Here is a 24,479-nt window from a genome sequence, read left to right on the forward strand (position 1 = left end):
TTCAACTTTCATTCCTTACCCCTAGCCCCGGCCACTGTGCCGGGGCTTTTCTTTGTCTGGAGCATTCTCATGGCACAACCGAAAAGCACCACACCTGGCCAGCGCCCTGCCCTGCGCCTGGTCTCTACCAAACGCATGAACCGCAAAGACTGGCTGAAGATCCGCAAGCAAGGCATCGGTGCCAGTGATGCCGCTGCGGCTGTAGGTATCAGCCCGTACCAGTCCCCGCTGGAACTGTGGATGATCAAGACCGGGCGGGATGGTCTGTTACCCGCCCCTGATCCTGATGACATTCAATCCCCTCTGTACTGGGGCACCCTGCTGGAGCCGAAGGTGGCCGAGGCTTACGCCAAGATCACCGGCAACAAGGTACGGCGAGTGAATGCCGTGCTGCAGCACCCGGATGACGACAAGCCCTGGATGCTCGCCAACCTGGATTACGCCGTGGTCGGTAACGACGACGTACAGATACTCGAATGCAAGACCACGGGACAGTACGGGGCCAAGCTCTGGGCGGGCGGGGTTCCCGAGTACATCCAGTGTCAGGTGCAGCATCAGATGGCGGTTACCGGTAAGCAGGCTGCCGATGTGGCCGTGCTGATCTGTGGGCAAGAGTTGCAGATTCACCGCATTGAGCGGGATGAAGCGTTGATCGCCCATCTGTACGAGCTGGAGCGGGAGTTCTGGCAGTTGGTGGAAGCGGATACCCCACCGGACCCGGATGGCTCCGACTCTGCCGGAAACGCCCTGCAAGCCCTCTACCCCCAGGACAAAGGGGAAACTGTGGATCTCACGGATAACCCGGCTATGGAGGGCGACTTCAATGAGCTGCTGGATCTGCGTGACACCCTGGGCCGACTGACCGAGCGGGAATCCACCCTCAAACAGCGTATCCAGAAAACCATGGGGCTGGCCAGCAAGGCCACCTTCACGGAGGGCTCTGTAACCTGGAAGCGCAGCAAGGACTCCACCAGCCTGGACACCAAGGCCCTGCTGCAGGACCAGCCGGATCTGCTCAAGCACTACCCCAAGTACAAAGCAGGGAGTCGTCGCTTCCTGGTGCGCCCTAACGCCTAATCCCTAAGACCCACGGCATAACAGCCGGGCACTGCCCGGCTGCGTTTATGTCAGCTATTCATCAGGAGAATCCCATGATTAAAGGACTCGCGATTACCCCACCCGTCATTGGCCGCATTAGCATCGGTCGCGTAGTGGAGAAGAACGGCAAGCGTCTGCCGGAGAAAGACGACCAATTCACCATCACCACCCAGATACAGACCCGGGACGGCTGGCTACCGCACCCGCTGGATGAAGCCCTTCGCCAGGAGGTACAGGGCAAGAAACTGCGCAGCATTCCCGTCACCCTGCCCTTCAATGATCCAGAACTGAACCTACGGGCCGAATACACCTTCTTCGAGCGCAAGAGCGGCAGGCCGCTGTGTGCCGGTGATGGGGAAGCCTGCCGGCGTCATACCGAGAACGGCCTGGAATCCCTGCCCTGCCCATCGCCGGATCTGTGCGACTACGGCAGCCATGGGCTGTGCAAGCCTTATGGCCGGCTGTACGTCCGGATTGGTGAGGATGACCTGGGCTGCTTTGTGTTCCGGACCACCGGCTACAACAGCATTCGGACCCTGACCGCACGGCTGCGCTACTTCCACGCCATCAGTGGCGGCAACCTGGCCACCCTGCCTCTGGAGCTGAAGCTGCGCGGCAAAAGCACCACCCAGAGTCACCGGGCACCGATCTACTACGTGGATCTGACCCTACGTGCAGAACAATCCATGAAAGAGGCTGTCACCCATGCCAGGGAAGAAGCCCAGGCTCAGGTGAATCTGGGAATCAATCAGGCCGAGTTAGACAAGGTTGCTCAGGCAGGCCTGATGAATGCGCAGTTCGAATATTCAGAGGATGAGGGGTTGCAGGTTACGGAGGAGTTTTATCGCAATGAGGCCAACCAAGACCCCAGTGCGTCCAAGCAATCATCCGGCCTGAAAGAGGCACTTTCGGCAAAAGTGAGCGGGGCGGAATAGCCCCGTTCATAAACAAGAAGGCGCCAAGGCCTTCTTTTTTTGTGTTTTTCAGTACGAGCCCCCACTAATAAGGAAGCAATAAAATTCACCCTTGTTTTATAAACGTGACTTCAAAGGCCTTGCTCGACCTAAACTTCTGCAGGCGATTCGCGAAAGCGAAAGCATCGTTCATCTCGTAGTGCTGAAAGATGTCCAGCCCTCTATCCAGTGATATTTTCCAGCCATGATCAGTGACGATATGGCGGGCGTGAATGGTGCCGCTTTCGTCAAACTCCCAGGTGAAGTCGATGCCTACGGTGCGAGCGGATTCCTGGATTTTTTCAAAACTCTCGTCTTGCAGATCACCCTTGAACTCGTCCCGGACGGTGACGAGGTGAACCGCCACTTCATCCTCTTCGGCCTTGTTCTTCACGATGGCTTCAAGAAACTCCATGAAATTGCGGATCTGGTAGAAAAGCCGGATGTAGGGATCTGTGACGGTGATCTTGTTGGCTCCCTTCAGGTATGCGCCAAACAAACCGTCGAATGAGATGCCTTTTTGATTTTCCTGGAAGGTCAGGTGCTTTTCCTCCAGCGCGGGTTCAGAGGCGTGGGGCTCTTTGGGCTCGCCACCTTTAACGTCTGCTGCTGACTCGGGCTCTAATCTCCCGTCATCAGGAGTAGACACTGTCTGATGGTAGTAACCCGGGTACTCTTCTTCCTCAAGTGTCGTGACCAGTATTTCCTGGCCCTGCTGATCTTGGTAGGAAAAGCGTACTTCACCATAGGTGGTATCAATCCGCTGTAATTGGTCCTTGACCCGCTTGCGCCCCTCGATGGCAAAACGCAGCACTTCTTCAACCTCTTCCTTGGTTGCTCCCCCCTGGGGGAACAGGATTTTCATCAAGCCGGAAAAGGTCTTGTTGATACCGTCCCGGTCTCGGGTCGAGATATCCGAAGAAAGAGTAAAGTGCTCGCGGTACTGATCGGAATAATCATAGTTCCGCATCGAGCGCAGGATTTCTGCAAGATAGTCCACCACGAAGCCATAGCCGTCGGAGAACATCTCGCCCCGGATGATATCGACCTCCCACCCGGGGATGTAGAAGTGGATTCGGTCCAGAAAGGCAGAATCGTAGAACTTGTCCGGCAGCTCATCGAACAGGTCCGAATGCTTCAGCATGTAAGGCACGGTATGACGTGTGTTCCCCACGAACACCATGGACGCCTCGGCGCCCAGGGTTTCCACGCCCCGGGAGAAGGACTTGTTGGCCATGTAGTTCTTCATGATGTCGACCAGTGCTTTATCGACGCGTTTCTGCTTGCCGGCGAACTCGTCGAAGGCCACGCAATCCCAGTACCCCACCAGGCCTATCTTGCCGCTGGAGTTATTCACAAACAGCTTGGGTACAGAGACTTCACCACCCGATACCAGGATCCCATGGGGCGAAAACTCGGAGTAAACGTGGGATTTACCCGTCCCCTTGGGGCCAAGTTCGATCAGGTTGTAGTTCCGCTCGCAGAACGGAATCAAGCGGACCAGCTGGGTTAGCTTGCTGCGCCGTCCGAACATATCCGGGTTAAAGCCGATACTCTGGATCAGCAGGTCAATCCACTCATCGGTGCTGAACTGCTGCCGCGCGGCAACGTAGGCGTCGTAGTCGAAGTGAGATAGCTGAATCGGCTTGAGAGTGGACAGGATCCAGGGGCTGGCGTTCTGGTCTTCAGAAAATACGTATTCGATATCCGCGATGCACCAGACGCCGCTTACCAGCAGTTTGGGGTGGGCCTTCACGGTTCCCGAGTCCACCAACACTTTCTTGATCCCCAGGTTGGAGAACTGCGCCTCGTAGGCATCCGTCTTCTCATTCAGGGCCACGCTGATCTTGTCGATGACCTTGTAGCGCCCCTTTTCCTTGATATTAGAGCGCACCAATCCGGCTTCATTACGGTGGACATAGTGCTTGGCCAGAATCTCCTTGACCGTCTCGATACCGGTCTGAATCGTAGCCTCGTCGTTAGTGGCGCAGTACTGGCCAAGCAGATACTCCAGCACATATGAGGGGACGATGGCGTTGCCCTTGACCGTTTTCACCAGGTCTTTGCGCACCACCAGCCCGGGGAAGTGTTCGTTGATCTTTTGGTCCAGGGAAGTCATCAGTTTTCAGCCTTCAGTTGTCAGTTGTTTTTGAATTGAGTTGACAAATCCTACCAACATCGCCGATATTTCCCGTGTTTCTCGAATCCACGCACTCCCTTGATCTTTATTGATATAGCCAATATCCACGCCAATATAGACCTGTGTCCTTAACTCGCCACATGAACCCTTTGCGTATTGCAAAAATCGAATAAAGTCTCTCCCTGAGCTTCTCTCCGAACCTTCCGCAATATTACTCGGAATAGATAAACCTGAGCGCGTAATCTGATCCTTGAAGCCAAAGTCTCTGCAATCACTCAACGATTTATAAAGATCAGCCGAAAGGCGTGCTGATCGCTTCCAAACTTCCATGTCTTCAAATTTCATCAATTTTTCCTTTACTGAAAACTGATAACTGCCGACTGACAACTCAAAAATCAAAATCGCTGGTAAAGGACCGCCGCATCAAATACCTGAGCGACTTGTATTCCTTGTAGTGGGAGGTGCCGGCGTGCTGTTCTTCCAGCTTTAGAAAGACCTCCTGGCCGTTGGCCTCGTCCGCCTTGCGGCTGAGCACAAAGCGCACCTGAAGCTCCCGCTCGCGGGGGTTCTCCGAGGTCAGGTCAAACGACAGTTCGTGACTGTCCGAAATCAACTCCCCAGACTGGGTATAAATCCCGGCCCGCAGGTGGCGAGGCTGTACTTTCTCGGTAACCGGTCCGGACTGATACAAGGTGACGGCCAGTTGGCCGGAAGTGATTACTGAGCTGGCCCCACGCAGGATGTCCACCTCAACGGCGCTGACATCGCTCTGGCGCTTCTTGTTGACCTTCAAAACCGGAATCACCACTTCCTGAAGAGACGCGCCGCCATGCACAAAGCGGCTGCCAGAGCCTTTAAGGCGCAGCCGGTTGATGGACTTGGGAATCTGCACTTCCATATCTCCATCCAGCCCAAGCTGCTCGGACGAGAAGTGATGGAAAGCCGGAGAGGGGGACAGCCCCTTACCCAGCACGAACCGACGGTCCCGGTAGCGAATATCATCGCCAGAAACGACATCGCCCAGGAAATCACTCTCATCCAGCTCACGGTTCTGGTAAATAAAGCCATGGTCAGCGGTGATCAGCAGGTTATTGGCGTTGGCCGCCGTGAGCTTCTTGATCAGACGAATCAGATCCCCCAGGGTTTGTTCTGCGGCTTCAAAGGCCTGCCCCTCTGAGTGCATCTTGTCGCCGGTGTGATCGATGCGGTTGTGGTAGATGTACAGCACATCATTACCTTTGAGCAGCTCCCGGCTGTCTTCACGGTTGAGCTGCATAAAATCTTCCGCCTTGACGGCCTGCCCCCGCCCATCCAGAGCGGCCTGCAGGATTTTGGTACGGTTGACCGTGCCCTGTGAGCTTTGGCCATCCACCAGCACCGTGCCGGTATCGTTGTCGGCGATCGCCAAGGACTTGTTGGGCAGCAGCGCCGCCATACCGAGCTGGGTATAGCTGGGCAGGGTCGAGAGAGCCGGCTCGAGCTCCGCGCTGTAGCGATCTTCCTGCCGGATAAGGCCCAGCAGCTCGTCACCAATCTCATAGCGCATGGCGTCGGAAATGATCACGCAGATCCGTTTGTCCTTGCGCAGGTACGGGCGAACCCAGTGCTCGAAAAAGGCCTTTTGCTGAATGACCGGATAGGCCTCCCAGCGCGTCTCTGCGTCCACGTGAACCTGAAAACCATCGCCCAGCTTGAGCAGATAGTTGTTGGAATACAGATTCTCCACCTGCTCACTGAGCTCGCCCATTAACGATGCCTGGCCGGACATGCGCACATGGTAGGTAAACTTGCGGTAGAGCTGATCCAATTGGAACCAGGAACGGCTGTATCGCTGAACGCCGTCGGAGAGGCTGTCCATGGTGAGGCGGGCCTCACCCAGCATCTGGACAAAGCGGGCCGCAAACTCAATGGCTTCATACAGGTGGCGGAACTCCCCGTACCAGTGGCCCTGGCGCCGCTGCCGCACCCACAGTGCCACATCGCCACTAGTGACCGTGCGGCCTACCACCGCCCGCACCAGGTCACTGATAATCTTCTGGTCGATTAGCCGGAAGTAGTCCAGCTCAACCAGGTCCCGGAAGTCCCGCTTACCGAGATCCTGCTCAATGCCCAGCACCTCGGCACACTCGGCAGACAGGGTTTCAAACCCCTGCTCGAACTGCCGGCTGTCTTTCCAGCGCTTGAGGAAGACCAAGCTGTCAGCTGTCAGTGTGCAGTGATCAGTAAAATTCTGGTAGTAACTGTCTTTGAACAGCTGAATGACAAAATCTCGAATACTTGGCGTATCACTGACATAACCATAAAGCCTTGTCATCTGCTCCCAGAAGAAGGCATCAAGGTTACAGCGCTGAATCAGCCTAAATTTTTCACCCAACTGATCACTGTCAGCTGACAACTGACAACTCTCGTCGAGCAAATGCTCGACGATGGAATCCATACGGGGCTCGCTACCGGCACACACTGCCAGCATCTTCAGGCGCAGCTGACCGGCAGTGTCGTCCGATTTCAGCAACTTCTTCAAAGACTCTTTGCGCTTGATCGCCTGGAAAAATTCTGCGTGGGCCTGGGCCACCTCGGCAAACTCCAAGCCCAGCTCCAATTCGGACAGCCAAATGGCCACCTGGTCAGTCCGGAACTCGCCGTGGGCCAGCTGTACGTCCAGCAACCAATTGTCCAGATCCTCCGGTTGTGGCCCTTCTTTGTACAGAAGGAACTTCTGGTCGGGTGACTCCCGCAGAACACGATATTTCAGACTGTACTCGTTGTTGGCGATTTCCAGCTTCTCCACGTGCGGGATGGAAACCGTCTCGAAATCACCGCGCAGCTCTTGCTTGGTGTCGTACCAGAAAATGATCCGGTGCTTATCAAACAGTCGCGTCAGAGCCGTTTGAATCTGGCTGCTCATGAGACCACCTCTTCCAGCTCTTCGTCTTCACTGTCAGCCACACTCTCCGCCGCCAACGGCGCGGACATGTAAACTCGGGATATCAAGCGCTGTTTTAGGGCATCTCGCCTTGCCAGATAGAACGCCTTGAATGAAGTAAATTCCAGATCCACATTCTCGATGAGCAGATCACTAGGGGTCAGGTGCACATTCTGGTCAGAAAGCCATTCCTTCAAAGGGCGGTCTTTCTTCGCAAGGTTTTGCGAATGATTCAATAGGTGAAGATTGGGGATCGCATTCCAGTGGACTGGATTACGATAAAACGCCATCAACTGCTCGTCATCCTGCAGGAAGCTAGCTTTATTTAACAATTTCTTGTCAAAGGATGCCCTCGGGTGAAGGTGATCAATGTGAAAAACCTCTGAAACGTTCATTTCCGGGAACAGCAAATGCAGTAACGCGCGGCAGCGCCCCTCTCCGTGCTGCGTTTCCAGCAGTTTATCAAGGGTTTCTTCATCGAAACGCAGATCCTTGTTCGTCGCTTTGTAACGCTCGATGATGGCGGGCAACGGGAAGATGTCGTTGGTGAGGTGTTTTTCCAGAACATCCCTCATGCTGCTTAAAATGGAGTCGGCTTGACCACCGAAGACCCCTTTCAACAGCGCCATGTAAAACCACTGACTGATTACCGCACGTTGCTCATGGCATTTCGCAAGATTATTAATTTTCCTGAAGAGTGGCTCTCCTGAAGAGCATTTTTTATACAAGTAGTAACAGATCGGAATAACAGCGTTTCTGGAGGTCAGGGACTGCGGCGTAATACCGAACCGCCGCACGAGGCGGAATGTTTCGGTAATACATTCTTTGATCTCGGGCCACTCTTGCTGGATTCGAGCAACCTGCTCACCCTTGAAATTTCTCACTTTGAAACGGACATCGGCTTCCGTGAGCATCAAGCAGGTTTTCAACAACCAGTCACGCTCTATGTAGAAACCCATCTCCGTGTTCTGATGGATGTGCTGGGTCAAGTCGTCAAGCTCTTTCCGAAAATCTCCATCCCAGTGGGCAACGGCAATCGACATCAGCAGGTCAGAAAAGTCCAGCTTAGTGCCTCCGCTGTTGGTTCGGATAAATACATCTAAAACATGGTCGATTTGCTGACTGTTCTCATTGAAGTAGTGAATGATCCGCTGGGAACGGATCACGTCATAAACTTTCAGCAGTGTTTTTCGGGCAAAGGTATTTGTACTGAGTCCTCGTCGCTCGAGCTCTGGCATTACCACCTCCAAAAGCACATCATCGCTACTTTCGTGGCGTGGATACCTGAGTATTTCATGCATGCAAAGCCAGTGGTGGGCCGGGGTCTCTGCAGCCAATGAGTCTTTATATTGCCGGTCTGTGAGGAATCGGAAGTTGTAATACATCAGCGATTCATCGTCTTCCGATTCCAGTGGTGCTTTCAGGTCCAGATACAGCTTGCGGGGTGGCAAAACCTTGTCATCGCGAGTGCTCGGCCACCAAACCCTTGGTTTTTTGTATGCGTATGTACCGCAGAGACCAATGTAGAGGGATGTAAGACGCTGCTGACCATCGATGACAGCTCTGAAATCCTTATAACTGGCATTGGTAGGAACGTGGGGGTTCTCCTCACTGAAACGCTGGCAGTAGGATTTCAGGAACTCGTAGAATTTATAGTCGTTCTTGATGCCATCATCCTTGATTTCCCACATCATGAATGTGTTGATGGGGTAACCCCGCATGATGGAGTCGAACAGCACGCAGATCTGATGGCTGCTCCAGACGAACTTCCGCTGTATTGCCGGCAACAGATAGTCTCGCTGATTGATGGCATCAATCGCGTCTTTGATAGTAATGGCCTTTTCGTACTCACCTGCCATGCCGACAGCTCCTTACTGCTTCAGGACAAGCCTGGAATTTTCTTCAAGGCGTCGCCAAATTTCGGATAGTTGGCCTTCACCCCGTCATCGAGATCGATTTCCACCTGCTCGGTAGCCAGGGGATAAAGTACATCCCGCTCGTAGTCGTCCAACTCGGCGAGGATCTTGTTGATCTTCTCGATCTCTTTCAGGGCCTTGGTCTTATCACCTTGGGAGGCCCCGGCGCTGATACTGACGGCCTCCAGGTGGTTCTTCCGGGCCTTCAGCTTCTCATCTTTGAAATCGCGCAGATACTCCAGCACCGTGCCCACGGTGTGGGGCTGGTAGCGGTGCATGTAGATCAGCGCATTGAATGAGCCCTTGGGAGAGGAGAACAGCCAGTAGATGGGCCGTTTCTTGTAACGGCGCACGTGGTCGTTGTAGAAGTCCTTCAGGAAGTACTTGCGAATATCCTTGCCCAGTGCTTGCTCGACAAAGCGGAGGTTTTCCCCATAGTGCTCTTCGCGAAAGGCGATGCGCAGGAATTCACGGAAGCGCTCAGTGATGTCGTCGGTGAACCAGTCGCCGTCGAGCATAGGAATGACATTGTCATCATCAGCCGGAAAGCTTGGCTCCGGGATCTGCTTCAGGTAGTCCTCGATAGTCTCTCCCTGATTGGCCAGGACCAGACCCGGCTTGTCCAGTGCGTAGCGACCGAACATGCAACCCACAGCGTAGGAAACCAGCTCGCGCATGGTATCGGCCAACAGCAGTGCTTCAAGCTCTTCCTCGCTCTTGTTGTTGCCGTAGCGGTAGTACGGGTTGCAGGTCAGGGTGATCTCTTCCAGTGGCACATCTGGTGTCAGCTCATCCTGCAGGCCGTAGGCGTCGATAAAAATGCGGTTGTTGTCTTCTTCCAGCCGTTGCATTTCCAGCGCTATTTCTTGCCAGTGGGCGCGAAGTTTTTGATAGGTAGCCTCCAGAGGCTGCTTATGGCAATCGGGCATTAGCATTGGTTGGCTGGTGAAATCCCAAGCAGGTTCAAACGAATCCCAATCTTGCTTCGTTAAATCGACAGCTCTGTTCGCTATGAAATCAGCTTTTTCAGAAAAAGCTTTTTCAAGCTTTAGGAATGGAAGTTCTGATACAACGCCTGAGGTTACATTTAATGTTGCACCACGAACCTTCAAAAGCTCTCGGACGATTTTTGAATTCATTTGATTGATAGTCTTGAAAACATTGTTTCCAAAAAGGCTCGGGGCCGCGCTGACAAAACCATACCCTTCTGGACGCCACCGAAAGCTCGTTATTCCTGAGCCAATAAGTCCCCAAGCAACAGCCTCCTTGAACAAGTAACTCAGATTCTGGGGCCGTGATCGTAAAGAGCCATCTGGATTTCGGTAATTCTTGATGCGGTAGCCATCATCTTCCCAGTCCATAAGAAAGTCTGGCCCCATATACCACTTCCGAAAATCTCCAGCTTTATCAGTCAGTATCCAGCGCTTATCTCTACCAATATTTTCGCCGGGAACTTCCCAGCACATCTTCATGAAAACATCGTCATTACGGGTGCCGACGCCCTCTTTCACATCGAAAACATCCTTCAGAATTGGATTTTCATAAAGCGCAAGAAAGTTATCGCTTAGCCAATACGCAATAGGGCTTCCAGGAATCTTATTGAATTCGTTAGCTGATGCGCGATAGAACCATCCGCAACCTGGATGCTGAATAGCCTCCAGCGCCCTGGGGGCTTGGTTTTCGGAGCCTCGAAAATCGGAAAGCCGTACATATCCACCTTTGTACTGAGGATGATGCGCGTTCTCAGCCGTGAAAGTGCAAATAGGTACCGTTGCACCATCGAAGCCTGAATATTCAAGTTGAACCAGCGAGGTGATAGTTTTCTGATTGATCAAGAAGCTGCGAAGTTTCTCGTAAGATGAAATAAACATCCACACGAATGGCGACATAAAACCAAGCTGACCCTTGGGCAGAGCCAGCTCAGTGTTCCGGACAATGAAAGCTGAAAACAGGTCAGACCTGACGTCCGTATAGTTATCCTTAAGCCATGCAGCTAATCGTCCGCTCATGCTTTTTCCACCCATGTAAGGTGGATTGGCAATCACCACATGGTATTTGGGGCTCAGGTAATCGGCCTGTAGCAAAGCTTGCAGGACTCTTTGGTGTGTTTCATTCAGGAACAACTGCCCGGAAATATTCTTGACCGCCAAGGTCCGGCGTATTTCCTCTGCGCCGGTGGCTTCCGGTCGGATCAGCGATCCGAAGTTTTTGGCCTCTTCAAATTGCTTGAGCGTGGTTTGCAGCTTTTCAGTGAACAGGTCGCGCCCGACAAAGTCCATGTATTCCGTTAACTCCCCCTCGTCGAAAAGCAAATTCTCCAGAACGCAAATGTTGGGTTGAACCGGCGTTCGAAAGAACCTCCGCAGCTTGGCCCGCGCCTTCATGCTCAGTGCAAAAGCGGCCAGTTCTCCCGCTCGCTCGTCGATCTCAATGCCGTAAAGATTATGAGTCAGAATCTTGGCCGGAATATCGGCAGGTTCGTAGCCTTCTTCTTCGTAAATGGCCCACAGCAGATCGAATGCATACGTCAGCATGTGTCCCGAGCCGCAGGCCGGGTCACAGATCTTGATCTCTTCCGGGCCACTGATCCGCAAAAAGTCGGTCTTGGGCTGCTCTCCACCATCCGCCGCAGGCGCTGGCTTGATGTAGTAATCCATCTGCTCAATTAAGCCAGAGTCGGGACGGTTGAGCATCCAGAGGCGTCCCAGCGAGTTTTCCACCAGATAACGGACAATCCAGTGCGGCGTGAACAGCTGAGTCGCCGCCGGGATATTCTCTGGAGTCACCTTCTTGTTCTTCTTCAGATCAACAAATACCTGGTCCTTCTTCTCAGAAATATAGAACTGATACAGCCAGCCTATGACCTCAACATCTTCACACGCATCCGGCGTCATGGCTTCGCGGGTATAGGCCAGGATCGAGTTGCCTGAAAGCAGATCATCCGGCATCAAAAGCTCAGTGTAGTCGTCAATACGCTCGAACAAGAACGGCATTGCGCTGTACCAGTAGTTACAGGCAGCTACGACCAGTAGGCGATAAGCTTCCCCTTGCGGATCCTGACTGGGTGTTTTGCCATCCAGCAGTGCGAAGATCTTCTGGCGGGTTGACTCCGACACCATTTCTTCATCGATATGGCCCATTTTGGCATCAGCCAAGATTTCGGGCTGGAACTGCCCCTCGGCAGGGGAAACAATGCCAATGCGGTTGTAACGATTCACGTCCATAAAACGCAGGGCGCAGAAGCGGTTGAACCAGATGTAGGCCACCCGCTCGATAACCTGCTCTTTGCCTTGATCGGTTACCGCCTCTTCCAGCTTTTTAATCGCCTGTGGCCTTTCTCGCCGGGCGGGACTCTCGTCGGCGAGTACCAGTTTGAGCTTGGCTGTAACCTGTTCGAGGAGGCTGCGGCGAGCGAATTGGGCGAATTTTTTAAGTTTCGATGTTTCCATCTGATTATGCTCCTTCAGCATCCGCCAAGCGCGTAACAGGCCATTTGGGAAAGTTTTCGTTCCACTTCTGCAGGTTGACGACTTGACAGCTGGTGGCCAGTGACTGAACCCAGCGCGAGGAAGCTTTCCCCACAGGTAGCTCCTGCTTCAATGACTTTTGCATGTGGCCATTCAGGGCGTTCTCAAAAGTGAGAAGACAGACATAGTGGACGGGCTTATCCACTTTTTGTTCGGCGTGCCTATAGAGATAAGAATCTCGGAATTTATACTTGAGATAGTTTTTTAGCCATTTAAAACTGTCTTGCCTTGCTTTCTTCTGCTCATCGTTTGCCGCATTGCGGACATCATAAATCGACGGATCGTCATAGTCTTTCAACTCTACATAGACATAGGCCGCTTCAAACTCGGCGACAATATCGACTCCTTTCATAGGGGCACCATGAAATGTAGGTTTTGATCGATCTTTTTCATCGAACACAAACGCATCCAATGCATCAGTGAACTGGAACTCAAAGCCGTCAGCAGCTACAACTTTCACTTACCAAGACCTCCCATGTCATTTTCAATTTCTTGGTTGATGAGAAAGCCAAACGCTTCATCAATTGGATTGGGAGAGATATCATGGTAATCGTCAGTGGACGAGACCTTAATTTCTGAAGTATCAGGATCTCGATACAGGCTATGGAAGCGGACATGATCTTCTTTGCCTTCATCCGCTAGAAGGTCGAACCACTTGAGCAAGACATAATCGTGAGTCGCTAAAATTATCTGCTGGCCGTTACGGGAAAGCTCCAACAGAATCTGCACAAGGATCCTCAACAGCTTGGGGTTCAGATTAGATTCAGGTTCATCCCAGAACAGTGGGCCGCTTACACCGGGCTGGATTGCTCCAGTTTCCAGGAGGCGCGAGAGCATTCCTGCTTTACGAAAGCCTTCCGCAATGGAGTTGGCGGAGTACTCCGTATGCTCAGTCTTAAAAGTAACCTTTCCTCCTCCATAAAAAACAAAACGACCACCGCATATTTTCTCGATTTCGGCCATAGCCCATTTTGCTTTTTCGTGCAGTAGTTGGGAGCGCACTTCAGGGAGGTCCAGTGCGAGACAAATGTCCTGGTAAGTTTGATCGAAAGAGAGCCCATATTTTTCATACAGACTGTTGAATCCCTTCATAAATGAGAGGACTTCTTTGGTGGGAATGAATACCGCTTCAGCCAGGTTTTTTTCGTAGTTTGTACGATCCTGAATGGCTAATGCTTTAGAGTTGTTAAAGAATGTTGCGGCGACCTTTTTCTCATGGGCAAATTGGGCCAAAAGGTACGCCTGATCAGTCGCGCCTTGGCCGTGCAGCTTTCCAAACCTGTCATCAAGAGGCATAAACAGGCGAAGGAATTTGGTGGTCAGCGCTACTTCGAGCTCATTCTGACCGAGGTCAGGTTGATTCTTAAACAGTGGCGCGCCGGAACACAGCCCATATGCTGCCTTAAGCAAATGGGTTTTGCCGGTCCCGTTTTCGCCAATGATCACGTTGATTCTTGGCGAAAAATTGATCTCCAGCTTTCTGAATGACGTAAAGTTTCTAAGCTCAAGGCTTTCTATCATCGTTACTTCCCAATATATTGTTACTGAGCTGGTCTAATGCGGTATCGGCTGCGCCATAGCCTGCCTGCTTGGGAGCACACGGAAATACGCGCGGCGCTCGTATCCGCTCGTATTTTTCGTGCGCCGCACGTATTTTATCAGCTTCGCTCATATCGAGTCCCCTTCCCCTGGCCTACCGGGCGTATCACACCCTTGTCTTTCAAGCGGTTGAGCAGCCGAGTGGCTTGGAAAGGGCTGATATGGCACAGATCAGCGGCATCCGCTCGTTTGATGCTGCCGTGGGTATCGATGAAATTCAGCACCATTTGCTCCTGTTGGATGGCATCGAACCCCGCCTGGCGTACATAGGCGGCCTTTTGCCCCGCCCCTTGATATACCTTGGCGCCCAAGGTGTAGGTGCGGCCCTTGCCGGTTCCGTGGGCTTCCACCATGCCGGCTTCCACCAGTTTCTCCAGGGTGCCCCGGACCACGGTTTCCGGCTTCTGTACCGACTTGGCCAAGTCCGCCGTTCTCAAGCGCCGCTCATTGCGCAGCCGGGACAGGATAATCAGGCTGTCAATGGGCATGGCGGCACCGGTCTGTTCCTCGCGCTCGACGATCATGCGCAGGAACTCGGCGTCCGCGTCCGCTGCGCTCATGCGCACGGAGACGGTGTGAGCGGACGACATGGAGTAGTCGGGGGCGGTGCGCCCGTAGCGGAGCATGCCCTCGAAAATACGGTCGATACCCCGGCCCGTGCGTTCGGCCAAACCGATACGCTTGATAATGTCAGCCAGCAAGGGGTTACGGGAGCGAGGGTCAGCCACCAGCAGGTTGTCCAGGTTGACGCCTTCCACAAACCCGCCCGGATTACTTATGCTCAAGCCGTCATCGTCCAGTTTGACGTGCACGGCACCCAGGGCGCTGTAGTCGCGGTGAACCAGCGCGTTCACAAAAGCTTCCCGAAAGGCCCGACGGTCGAAGTTGGGGATAGGCACGCGAAACAGGCCGACTTGAATTTCCTCTTCCTCCACTCGGGCGCGGAATAGCACCTCGACCTCTTCGAAGGTCTCCAGCAGCGGTTTGCGGTAGAACTCATTGACCAGCACATCGGTTCCGCGCAGCACCTGGAACGCTACCTCGTGGGAGGGCAGGTGCTGTCGGAGCTGCATTTCGTTCCCCAGCAGCAACAGGCCTGCAACCGTGGGGCGGCGCATGCCACCCACGCTCACAGTCAGCCCCAGGGCGCCGTCCAGCTCATCGTCCGCCAGGGGCATCAGGCTCTGATCGCCGCCGTACTTCTTGATGGCGTTGCGGATGCGGATGCGCTGAATCGGGTCCAGGTCGTCAACCGCCAGGTTTTCCACCGGCAAGGCCGAGGGGTCCGTTACCCCCAGGCTGGACTGGCGCTGAACAAACTCATGGGGGTAGAAGGGCACGGCCTCCGGAGTGCCGTCCATTCTCAGGCGCCGACGTTGCAGCAGGCCATCCGAGGTGGACACCAGCTGCCGGGACTTGGGCACCTGGATCCTGGCAATAGGTTGCCCCTCCAGCTCCAGGGCCTCAACGCGCACGGCCAGCGAAGGGATGGTCTTATTGGCAATCAGTGCGGGCAGGCCGGCGAGGTTGCGATGATTGGCATGCAACCCAGTCGGGGTGCCATCGTCTTCAACGCCCAGGAACAGGTCGCCGCCCTCGGTGTTGGCCAGGGCCACCACCGCAGCTACCAGATCCCGGTCCGGCAGGCTTTTGACGTCGCTCTTGAACTCGACGGCGAGGCTCTCTCCGCCGTGAATGAGTGCCCGGATTTCCTGTTCGGCTTGGTGCATGGCTATCCCCAACATCGACCGGTTAGACGGTTCGGCATGCTTAAATCTGAACCTTGCGGCCTTGCTGGACTTCAACCAGCAGGGCCTCGCGCAGGGCATTCAGATAGCGGTCCACATCCCCCTCGTCGGCCAGCCAGGCCTTGTCGAACGCGACACGGAGGTTGCGGGTGTGAACGTAGTCGGCTGCCGATTCCTTGACCTCGTGAGACTCCCCCCTATTCTCGCCCTCATCCTGACTACCCGGAGGCTGCTGGGAGTCGTCTGCCGGTGCTAATTTCTGATTGGCCAGCGCCACCATTTTGCCCAGCAGCTTCTGGTAGCCCTCTTCTTCAAAGTACCGGGTCCGGTCCTTGATCACAGCAATCAGGCGCTCCTGTCCGATGTAATCGACCAGATCCCGGAACGGTCTGTTGAGCTCATCCTGGCGCGGTTCCGGCAGGGACTGGTATTCGTCCATGCTCTGCATGCGCTCCTGCATGGTCTTCAGGGAGGTTTCTGCCTGAGCTCGGGTTTGCTGCACTTTCTCATCGATGCGCTCCTGCAGGCTATCCAGCTGGCCCTTAAGCTGCTGAATGCGATTCCCTTTGTAGCAGTTGGGGTCGTTCAGGATGGTGCGGATCTGCTCGATCTCGTCCCCGGCCACATAGATAAAGTTGGGCTCCTGGCTCTGCAGGAAGGACCGAGCCTGGTTGTAGATGTCTTTTTGTGAGCCCCCCATGAACTTGCGGATCGGGTCGATGACATCCTCTTTCAGGTCCAGCAGTTGGTCTTCCTGCTTGCCCAATTCCGTCAGGTGCCAGGTGTAGGGCTTTCCGGCGACGTCTTTCAGCGTCACCAGGGCAGGTTTCAAGGCATTGAGAAACGGGTACTGGTCGACCTGCGCTACCCGCCGGTCCAGGTCGTGGTACATGTCCTGGAAGGCTTCGCCGGCCTCTTTGCCCAGGGCCTTGGCTTCGCTGCTGCGAGGCGGGCTGTCGAAGAAGTCCTCGTAGAACGACTTGAGGGCTCGGACCTGAGAGGCGGTGAACTCAATCTGTGGTTCCAACACCACGTTGCCGTGGCCGTGAGTGTTACGCAGGGCGCGCTCCAGCTCGCTGTCCTCCAGGATATTCCCGTCGAGACGAACCTCCACCTTGCCACGGGCACACAGGTTGGCCAGGGTGCAGAGAATCGCGGCGTAATACCAGCCGTAGGGTTTGCGTTCGAACTTTTCCAGCAGGCTCTTGAGGGTGGTGCGGACACCGCCCCGATTGTTGCTCTGAATGAATGCCAGCACTTCCTGCTCGGATTCCGCCAGGGCCGTGGCGTCGTTACCGAAAAGGCCATCGTCTGTACGGTTAAGGCAATTGCTGATGTCGTTTTCCGTGTAGGAAACGCCGCGCAACATGCGGAGGTTGGGGTAAGCCCGTGAAATCAGCTCATGGAAGCTCCGAATAATGCGGGTCTGGGGGTCCTCATTCGCCACTTCCACATCGGCGCCGCCAATGAGCAACTTGGACTTGCCAATGAGGGTCTGAACCTGCTGCCGGAGCCTGGCCTCGCGCTCACGGTTCTGGAAGCCCTTGTCATTCAGGATCCGCTTAACGGCTTCCTGCTGGGTAACGGAAATGTTCTGCTTGATGTACTTCTCGGTGCGCTTGAACATGAGCAGATCCCGCACCAGGCGCTCGTCCGACGGCATGAGCACAAACAGTTCGTCCGCCTTGTACGTAGAGGCTGTACGGAGCATTTGCTCGTTATCGGTATGCTCGTGGAACGGGCTGATGACATTGATCGAGAGCTCGTATTCACGCCCATGCAGACGATCATCCAGTTTGCGCGAATAGGAGTAGTCCTGCCCCTGGTTTTGGGAGGAGCCGGCGTCATAGCGGATTTTGCGCTGTTTTATAACAAAGTCGAAAACGATCTTTTCCAGCTCGTCCGCAACGTCCGATGACTCAACCTCTGTGTTCTTGATCTCCTGCTCGACGTCCTTTTCCTCGTCCGTCAGGTACTCGTACTGGTCGCCGTTGCGCTGTATGTAGGTCTGTTGCTCCAGAAGGCTCAGGGCTTCTTCGACCTTGGTGCGAAGTGCCGGCAGATCCTGATCGAAGGCATCCAGCATCAGCACGCAAAGGTTGCGCACCGTGGGCTTGAATTCCTTGACATATTTGACCAGGAACAGGGCCTTCAGCAGCCGAATGGCGAAGGCATTATCGAGGTGGTTCTCGGCCTGAATAATCGCCCGCTGTATTTGTGATTTCAGTGCAGAGCGGATGCCTTCAAACATCAGGTCAAAAGTGGCCAGTTGGCCCACCTCATGGTTGCCGATGTGGATGGCCACCTGTTGGAAAACCCCCAGCATGGAGCGCTCACCGACAGAACTGTGTTTACCCTCGAAGGCGTTGTGCTGCGACAGGTTCTGGATCGCCGATTGAAACAGCGCGAACTGGTAGGGGACGAAGGGGTAGCTGTGGATGAAGTGGTCCCTGTCCCGGAAGTTCCGGTAGGTGGCCGATCCATCCGCGAAGTCAAACAGGGTTTTGAAGTTGTTTGCCTGCGCGTGATAGACGTCCGACAGCTGATTGACGCCTTCTTCGGTCTTGGTTAACAGGCGCTTCTGGATGACCTCTGCCACGTCCGCGCTGGACAGCTTCATGCGGTTATTGAACCGTGCCTGAATTTTCGAGAAGTCGTTGCCTTGTTGCTTGCCCATTTCGCCAACCACGTTTTTCATCTCTTCCTGCGCGGTGACGATAATCCAGGCCCGGCCCCGACACTTGGTGGCGAGGCTCTCGGCAATGGTTTGCAGGTTGGTCATCAGCTTGGTGTTGTCGGCAATGTACTGGCCGACCTCGTCCACAAAGAAGTTCAGGCGGAACTCTTTGTGGCCACCCTCTTTTGCCTGCTTCTCGATATAGGCATTCACATTGTCCGCGAAGTCTTCAATTGAAACGCGGTATTCGCTGCGGTACTTGTCCAGAATGCCCGCTGCCGACTGCGGGTCGCCACCGGTCACAGCGGCGTAGGCTTTGGCAATATTGGGGCCTTCCAGAAGGGCTTGCTCCCGGCCTTTCTGCCAGGGGCGACCGGCGATGGCCTCGTACTCGGCTTTGAATTGTTCGTACAGGCCACGGCCGTCCAGATCGCGCTCAAACTGGGCAATGTGCCCTTGTTTGCCGTAGTAGCCGCACATTTCGTCGAAGACTTTAACGAACACGGCCAGAAGCGCATCGATTTGGGTTTTGCTGATGACATCGGCTTTCTGGTCGATGTTGAACAGAATGCTCTTCGCCGGAATTGAGACAGCTCGCTTCAGGTCGCCCCGGAGAATTTCATTCTCACTGCACTTGGGAAGGAACAGGTCCAGGGTAGTAGCACCGTCCATCTCCCGGTTTTCAAGCAGAAGGGCCAGCATCTTGAGGAGGTGTGACTTACCCGAGCCGAAGAAGCCGGATACCCAGACCCCGTTCGCCCCTTCGTAGTTATTGTAGGCGTCCAGGAACTCTTCGAGGCGTTTCTCGACTTCGTTGGTCAGTACGTATTCTTCAATTTCGAGGCGAAGACTGGCTTCATCGTCGGCTTTGATAACGCCTTCAATGGGGCGGTCAACGGGCTTCAGAAAAATATTCTTCAATGTCATTGTACTTTCCCTTAATGATTACGCCTCGAATCGTATCGTCCGCTCAGGCTTCGTAATGAAAGATGTTGAACGCACGGTAGTACTTGTCGTCATGCAGCCTGCCGAACAGATCCAGCGATGCACCGGTTTCCAGCGAGTGAGTATAGGAGCCTGGAAAAAACATCACTGTTGGCTGGTCTTTGGCGGTGCTTTGCAGGTTATTAAGCACGTTATGGGAGCGTATATAGGGGAATACTTCCCCCACCCCGGAAATAAACAACACGTCAAACTCAACGGACTGAAGCTTTGCCGCGATAGCGGGTACCAAATGGGCTTCCGGGTCCAGCACGCCCTGTAATAGCTCTTTCAGCTGATCCTTCGCGACCGTGGGCTCAAGCTCCAACACCTGCTCCCAGATTTCTCTGTCTTTCAAAATATCGACGGCCAGGTCATACAGATTGATGCACAGAATCTTGATGCCTGCCTGCTCCAGTCGATTAACGAGCTGCCGCTGTAGGCGATCCATGTCGACCGCCTCTTCAGGCCGGTAGGGGCAGATGAAGAATGGCACTTCATTACCCAGCCCCTGCTTGTTCAGGAATCGCTGGCCGGAGACCACGCTGACCAGGTGCTGGAGCCTGTCCTGCATCGGCATTTTGGCAATGTCTTTTCTCACTTTGACATCCCCTTGATATCTGATTCATAGACTGGAAAGTACAAAAACTCGTCAGGGTTGTTATCACGAAGTAACTCAACCAGCCTGGGGCTCAGCAGTATCGCGTTGATAGTTTTGTCCTTAGCTAACAGCCCAGCCTCCCGCAACATTCTGAACAGGACCTGCCGCAACTTATCGCGCGTTGATGCGCTGGCATTATCAAGCTCGTCATGCCATTCCGATTTACGGTTATAGAAGGCATCGAAATCCTCAAAACTGAGGTCCAGTTTCATCGCGACAAACCGTTCGCGGAGCACTTCCACCGCAAAGTCCGCTACAAAGCGGTACAGACGACACACTGCAACCCACAGGAGGTGCGCCTGATCCTGGTGGTTTGCCTCCGGCAGGAAAGCCAACTCGCTCTCGTTTAACGTCTTCAAGCGCGCTATCGCTTCTCGACAGGTGCGCTTTGCTGTGCTTTCAGTCCGGGCCTGAAGCACATTGTCGCGCAGGGCCTGAGCACTCACTTCTTCCCAGTCACGGGATGACAGGTATAGCTCGGCCAACTTCACTGATTCACGGTGATACAGGCTGCCGGACGTGAAGGAGATGCGATACCGCTCAAGCGCCATAGTGTCGGCCACTCTTATCGGCAACTTCGGAGGCGCCGCCCGATTTAACCCACTCATCCACCTCAATTTTTTTGAACTTCCAGAACCTGCCCATGCGATGAGCCGGCATGGAGTGTTTATCTATCCAGCGGTAAACCGTGTCATTACTGACGCCCAGGTGCCGGCATATCTCTTCCACGGATAACCAGCGATCTTCAATTTCGTCCATTTCTCACCCCGACTCCAGCGAGCCACTACTCGAACTATTGATAGGGCGATACTACCGCATATCTTGATTTTAACCAGCCTTGAACCGCATAGAGCAGCATGAAGCTGGATTTACAGTTATTCGGAGACAAGATCAGAGATCTTATGACGGCAATATGGCCGCCGCATCACCTAGCGCAAAGCGGGGATATTGGAGACCTACCTGCCAGTCAATGATGTAAAGGAGGGAGGCATCCCTATCTCCTGTTACCGGCTCTTGCGAGGCGCTCCGCGCCTCACTAGCGGCCTTCCTTACCTTGGGCCAACTTAATGATTTTTCCGTATGGTACCGGTCAGAGCCCTCCAAGTCCCAATCCTGCCTGAATCAGGCCCGCTGTGATTCAGGTAGTGGCTGATCTAATCAACTCCATATTGCTTTTTCAGCTCAGCCAAGCGGTTACGATCTCGCTCGCTGAAGTCTCTGGTGGAATACAGGGCTTCGCCGTCCGGCCCGTCCAGCTTTTCCACCAGCACGGTAAAGACGGCATCTGCCGGGGCATCCACCTTGCCCCAATCAGAATAACTGTTCGGTGCAAGCGTCCAGGTAGCTTCCTCGCCGGGCTCCAGGCCACCGGAAATGCTGTAATTAAACTGGTCTTCATGCCAGGGCACGCTCCGGTCAGGGCTGGCGATGGTGCCGGTGAAATAGGCACGGGAGATGGCTTGATCCGTGCCGTTCTTGACCGTTAGCTCAATGATCGGCTGCTTGCCAAGGTATTGCCGTTCTCGCATATAGAAGCGGGAGCGAACCACTTGGAACTGCTCCAGCTGCTGTTTGGCCTGCTCAGCCTTGTCCCGCTTGGCAACAAGTTCGCGGATCTCGGCCAGTGCTTGCTCTTTCTCCCGGGCTTTGCGTTCGGCCTGAATTTGCTCTGCCTGGGCCAGTACCTGCTCCGCCGTCTTGCCGTTCAGGGCGTCGCGCATTTTGCCCTCCACATCACCGGCATCGGCACCGCCATTGGCAAACAGGCTCTTCATATCGATCTGACTAAAGGCGATCAACTGAACCGCCTGATCGAAATCTGCCCGCTTCGCCTCAGGTAATGACTCCCGGACCTTGGCCACAGACTCTTTCATCTTGGCCTCACTGGAGGCGTCAATGGTGGGGTCGGAACAGCCAGTAATGGCCATGGTCGCCAGGACCAGCATCAATAGTGCATAGACTTTCATTATTTTCTCCTTCGCCACTTTTCCTTAAGTCAGATGCGGCATCCTGCCGCTTTTGTCTCGTCCATGATGACACCCAAAGGCTATTTACTTATTATCGTCATGTCGATACTGAATACATGAACACGTCGCCTTTTGGCACATATCGCTTTTTGGAGCATATCCATGGCACGAACTGCGGGTAAAAACGCAGCAGACTGGCCGCTGCGCTGGGATCTGTTATTGCGCTATAGACTGATCGAGGTGATCGCCCTCTGGGAAGGGAGACTGACGACCAATCACCTTCAGCGAGCGTTTGGCATTGGCAGACAGCAGGCCAGCAAAGACATCAACCACTATCTTGCTGAATATGCGCCGGGCAACCTGGATTACGACCGCTCCCTGAAGGGCTACAAGCCCGCCAGCACCTTCAAGCCCGTCTTCACTCGGGGGGTGGCCGACGAATACCTGCAGATGATGCATGCCCGGGAGGACCTCAGCTGTGCCTTTGAGGCCTTGGATGTGCGTGAGCTCAATACCGAAGTGCTGCTTCCTCCTTCTCGTGACCTACGCCCGAGTGTGTTGCGTCCGATTCTCCAGGCATGCCGGGACAAACTCCGCGTGGAAATCCAGTACGCCTCCTTGAGCAACCCGGAGCCGGAATCCCGCATCATTCAACCTCACACCGTGGCACACAATGGCATGCGCTGGCATGCCCGGGCCTGGTGCGAGAAGAGTAGCGACTACCGGGATTTCGTATTAAGCCGGATTCAGGATGAACCCGAATTCACCGAATTCACCGAACAAAGCGAACACCACACTGAGCAGGATGATCATGCGTGGCAAGAACGACTCATTCTGCATGTCACCCCGGATCCTCGCCTCTCTGTGGCTCAACAGGACGTGGTTGCGCGGGATTACGACATGACCGATGGAGCGCTGACTATTGAGTGTCGGGCTGCCATGGCCAATTACATTGTGCAACTGCTTAGACTAGATGGGTCGCGACACCGAGACCCGGAGGCCCAGCAGGTGGTACTGGCCAACGAGGATGAGGTTAAAGGTTGGCTGTGGGGGGCCGGCTAACCGCCAGCCCGCATGCCCTCCTCTTCTAAACGCTGATCCCGCTTGGCAATCTGCTCGATCACCCACTCCTCCACTTCATCCAGCACCCAGCCCGATGAGCGCCCTCCCAGGCTCACGGGTTTCGGGAATGAGCCCTCTTGGGCGTACTTATAGATGGATGATCGGCCCAGACCTGTAGTTTCCATGACTTCTTTCAATCGAATGATTCTCATGAGATATCTCCTTCTGCTCATGAGATGAGCCATGGCTGTAAAAAACGGCCAGATGCCCTCTGGCGCTAACCAGCCCGACTATAGCGAATATTTCGGCCTCCTCTGCCGAACCTTTTGCTCTGCGCCTTCGCTAGGTAGCTCAGCCGATTAAACAGCCCAGCTTCAGTCGCTTCGAATCCCGCGCTACTACGCCTCAGCCGGTACACCCCTCCTGTAGGGAAATGCACCAAGCCAGCCGCTTCTCTCATGGTCATTCCCAATGCCCTAGCCCAGGCCATGACAATCTTCTTAGCTAGGCTATCTGCCCGCTCAGCCCGTGGATCTCCCAGCACATCCGGATCGAAGCCACTCCCCACAGGAAACTCCCCTAGCCCACGATAGATCTCACCATTCAGAAATAAGCAGGCGTGATAATGCACCTGCTGATCTCCCACCTTCTCCTCGACGGCGGTGTAGTCAAGTTTCCAGTCAGGCACCCACCGACCCTCGCGTTCACGTCTAGACAGATCTACGTCCACCTGTTCTTTTAGGGACCGAATGAAGAGACCAAACCAATCGCCAGAACGCACATACCCGTTATCAGGTAGATAGAGATCTATCCTCACCGCCATAGTACTTGCCTGCCTATGGATAGCTTGCTCCATGGTCTGGTGGATACGCTCCAGATATGGAATAAACAACGGCCCCCTCTGTAGCTGAATGTAGTGGTCTAATGAATCCGGACACCAACGTAGGGTGGTAAAATCACCACCTTAAGCGAGGTGTCATATGACCAGAAAACGACGATCCTTTACACCTGAATTCAAGCAGGAAGCCGCCAGCTTGGTGCTGGACCAAGGCTACACCGTTCCCCAAGCCAGCACATCGCTTGGTGTAGTCGAGAGCGCGCTGCGGCGCTGGGTTAAGCAGCTTGAGGCTGAACGCCAAGGTGTTACCCCCAAAGGCAAGGCTCTTACCCCGGAACAGCGCCGAATACAGGAGCTTGAGGCTCGGTGTGAGCGCCTGGAACGGGAGA

General features: G+C 54.4%; 19 protein-coding genes. 4 read left to right on the plus strand and 15 right to left on the minus strand.

What is annotated here, in order from left to right:
• The first annotated feature begins 69 nt into the window (after positions 1-69).
• Both C4S63_RS03460 and C4S63_RS03465 read left to right on the plus strand, forming a co-directional pair.
• Positions 70-1,077 (plus strand): YqaJ viral recombinase family protein, encoded by a 1,008-nt coding sequence (locus C4S63_RS03460; RefSeq protein WP_103916690.1) that lies wholly within the window; start codon positions 70-72, stop codon positions 1,075-1,077.
• Positions 1,078-1,151: 74 nt separating this feature from the next.
• A complete protein-coding gene (locus tag C4S63_RS03465) occupies positions 1,152-2,033 on the plus strand; it encodes a hydrolase or metal-binding protein (RefSeq protein WP_103916691.1) in 882 nt (293 codons plus the stop codon).
• An 85-nt stretch (positions 2,034-2,118) separates the two neighbouring features.
• On the opposite strand, the gene brxL is transcribed toward C4S63_RS03465, so the two are convergent.
• The 13 genes from brxL to C4S63_RS03530 form a co-directional block, all read right to left on the minus strand.
• Positions 2,119-4,170: a BREX system Lon protease-like protein BrxL gene (gene brxL / locus C4S63_RS03470; RefSeq protein ID WP_103916692.1), complete on the minus strand. Its 2,052-nt coding sequence runs from the start codon at positions 4,168-4,170 to the stop codon at positions 2,119-2,121.
• A gap of 6 nt (positions 4,171-4,176) precedes the next feature.
• A complete protein-coding gene (locus C4S63_RS03475) occupies positions 4,177-4,536 on the minus strand; it encodes a four helix bundle protein (protein ID WP_103916693.1) in 360 nt (119 codons plus the stop codon).
• Between the two features lie 43 nt (positions 4,537-4,579).
• Positions 4,580-7,096, minus strand: coding sequence for a BREX-1 system phosphatase PglZ type A (gene pglZ / locus C4S63_RS03480; RefSeq protein WP_103916694.1), 2,517 nt, complete (start codon positions 7,094-7,096; stop codon positions 4,580-4,582).
• Positions 7,093-8,973, minus strand: a complete 1,881-nt coding sequence (locus C4S63_RS03485) for a DUF262 domain-containing protein (protein WP_103916695.1) — start codon at positions 8,971-8,973, stop codon at positions 7,093-7,095. The genes pglZ and C4S63_RS03485 overlap by 4 nt, the downstream gene beginning before the upstream one ends.
• A 20-nt stretch (positions 8,974-8,993) precedes the next feature.
• Positions 8,994-12,479 (minus strand): BREX-1 system adenine-specific DNA-methyltransferase PglX, encoded by a 3,486-nt coding sequence (gene pglX, locus C4S63_RS03490; RefSeq protein ID WP_103916696.1) that lies wholly within the window; start codon positions 12,477-12,479, stop codon positions 8,994-8,996.
• A gap of 4 nt (positions 12,480-12,483) precedes the next feature.
• Positions 12,484-13,017, minus strand: coding sequence for a hypothetical protein (locus tag C4S63_RS03495; RefSeq protein WP_103916697.1), 534 nt, complete (start codon positions 13,015-13,017; stop codon positions 12,484-12,486).
• The gene (locus C4S63_RS03500) at positions 13,014-14,078 is read right to left on the minus strand and encodes an ATP/GTP-binding protein (RefSeq protein ID WP_103916698.1); all 1,065 of its coding nucleotides are present in this window, start codon (positions 14,076-14,078) and stop codon (positions 13,014-13,016) included. Before C4S63_RS03500 ends, C4S63_RS03495 begins: the two co-directional genes overlap by 4 nt.
• Positions 14,079-14,215: 137 nt before the next feature.
• The gene (locus tag C4S63_RS03505; protein WP_103916699.1) at positions 14,216-15,886 is read right to left on the minus strand and encodes a DNA glycosylase AlkZ-like family protein; all 1,671 of its coding nucleotides are present in this window, start codon (positions 15,884-15,886) and stop codon (positions 14,216-14,218) included.
• Positions 15,887-15,926: 40 nt separating this feature from the next.
• Complete coding sequence (gene brxC / locus C4S63_RS03510; protein WP_103916700.1) at positions 15,927-19,508, minus strand: BREX system P-loop protein BrxC; 3,582 nt, start codon at positions 19,506-19,508, stop codon at positions 15,927-15,929.
• Between the two features lie 43 nt (positions 19,509-19,551).
• Positions 19,552-20,142, minus strand: coding sequence for a DUF1788 domain-containing protein (locus C4S63_RS03515; RefSeq protein WP_103916735.1), 591 nt, complete (start codon positions 20,140-20,142; stop codon positions 19,552-19,554).
• Between the two features lie 17 nt (positions 20,143-20,159).
• Complete coding sequence (locus C4S63_RS03520) at positions 20,160-20,786, minus strand: DUF1819 family protein (RefSeq protein WP_234999919.1); 627 nt, start codon at positions 20,784-20,786, stop codon at positions 20,160-20,162.
• Positions 20,764-20,982, minus strand: a complete 219-nt coding sequence (locus C4S63_RS03525) for a helix-turn-helix domain-containing protein (RefSeq protein WP_103916702.1) — start codon at positions 20,980-20,982, stop codon at positions 20,764-20,766. Before C4S63_RS03525 ends, C4S63_RS03520 begins: the two co-directional genes overlap by 23 nt.
• Before the next feature lie 395 nt (positions 20,983-21,377).
• The gene (locus C4S63_RS03530) at positions 21,378-22,190 is read right to left on the minus strand and encodes a DUF6694 family lipoprotein (protein ID WP_103916703.1); all 813 of its coding nucleotides are present in this window, start codon (positions 22,188-22,190) and stop codon (positions 21,378-21,380) included.
• Positions 22,191-22,352: 162 nt separating this feature from the next.
• Between C4S63_RS03530 and C4S63_RS03535 the strand changes: the two genes are divergently transcribed.
• The gene (locus C4S63_RS03535) at positions 22,353-23,252 is read left to right on the plus strand and encodes a YafY family protein (RefSeq protein ID WP_103916704.1); all 900 of its coding nucleotides are present in this window, start codon (positions 22,353-22,355) and stop codon (positions 23,250-23,252) included.
• On the opposite strand, the gene C4S63_RS03540 is transcribed toward C4S63_RS03535, so the two are convergent.
• Together C4S63_RS03540 and C4S63_RS17625 are read right to left on the minus strand one after the other, a co-directional pair.
• Complete coding sequence (locus tag C4S63_RS03540) at positions 23,249-23,464, minus strand: AlpA family transcriptional regulator (RefSeq protein WP_035460473.1); 216 nt, start codon at positions 23,462-23,464, stop codon at positions 23,249-23,251. The two genes, C4S63_RS03535 and C4S63_RS03540, sit on opposite strands and share 4 nt — an antisense overlap.
• A 65-nt stretch (positions 23,465-23,529) precedes the next feature.
• Positions 23,530-24,144, minus strand: coding sequence for an inovirus Gp2 family protein (locus C4S63_RS17625; protein ID WP_146063346.1), 615 nt, complete (start codon positions 24,142-24,144; stop codon positions 23,530-23,532).
• 88 nt (positions 24,145-24,232) lie between these two features.
• On the opposite strand from C4S63_RS17625, the gene C4S63_RS03550 reads away from it, so the two are divergent.
• A partial coding sequence (locus C4S63_RS03550) for a transposase (protein ID WP_146063347.1) occupies positions 24,233-24,479 on the plus strand: 247 nt, incomplete at its 3' end.

Origin of the sequence: Alcanivorax sp. DSM 26293 (genome assembly GCF_900107995.1) — a bacterium.
Classification (GTDB): Bacteria; Pseudomonadota; Gammaproteobacteria; order Pseudomonadales; family Alcanivoracaceae; genus Alcanivorax.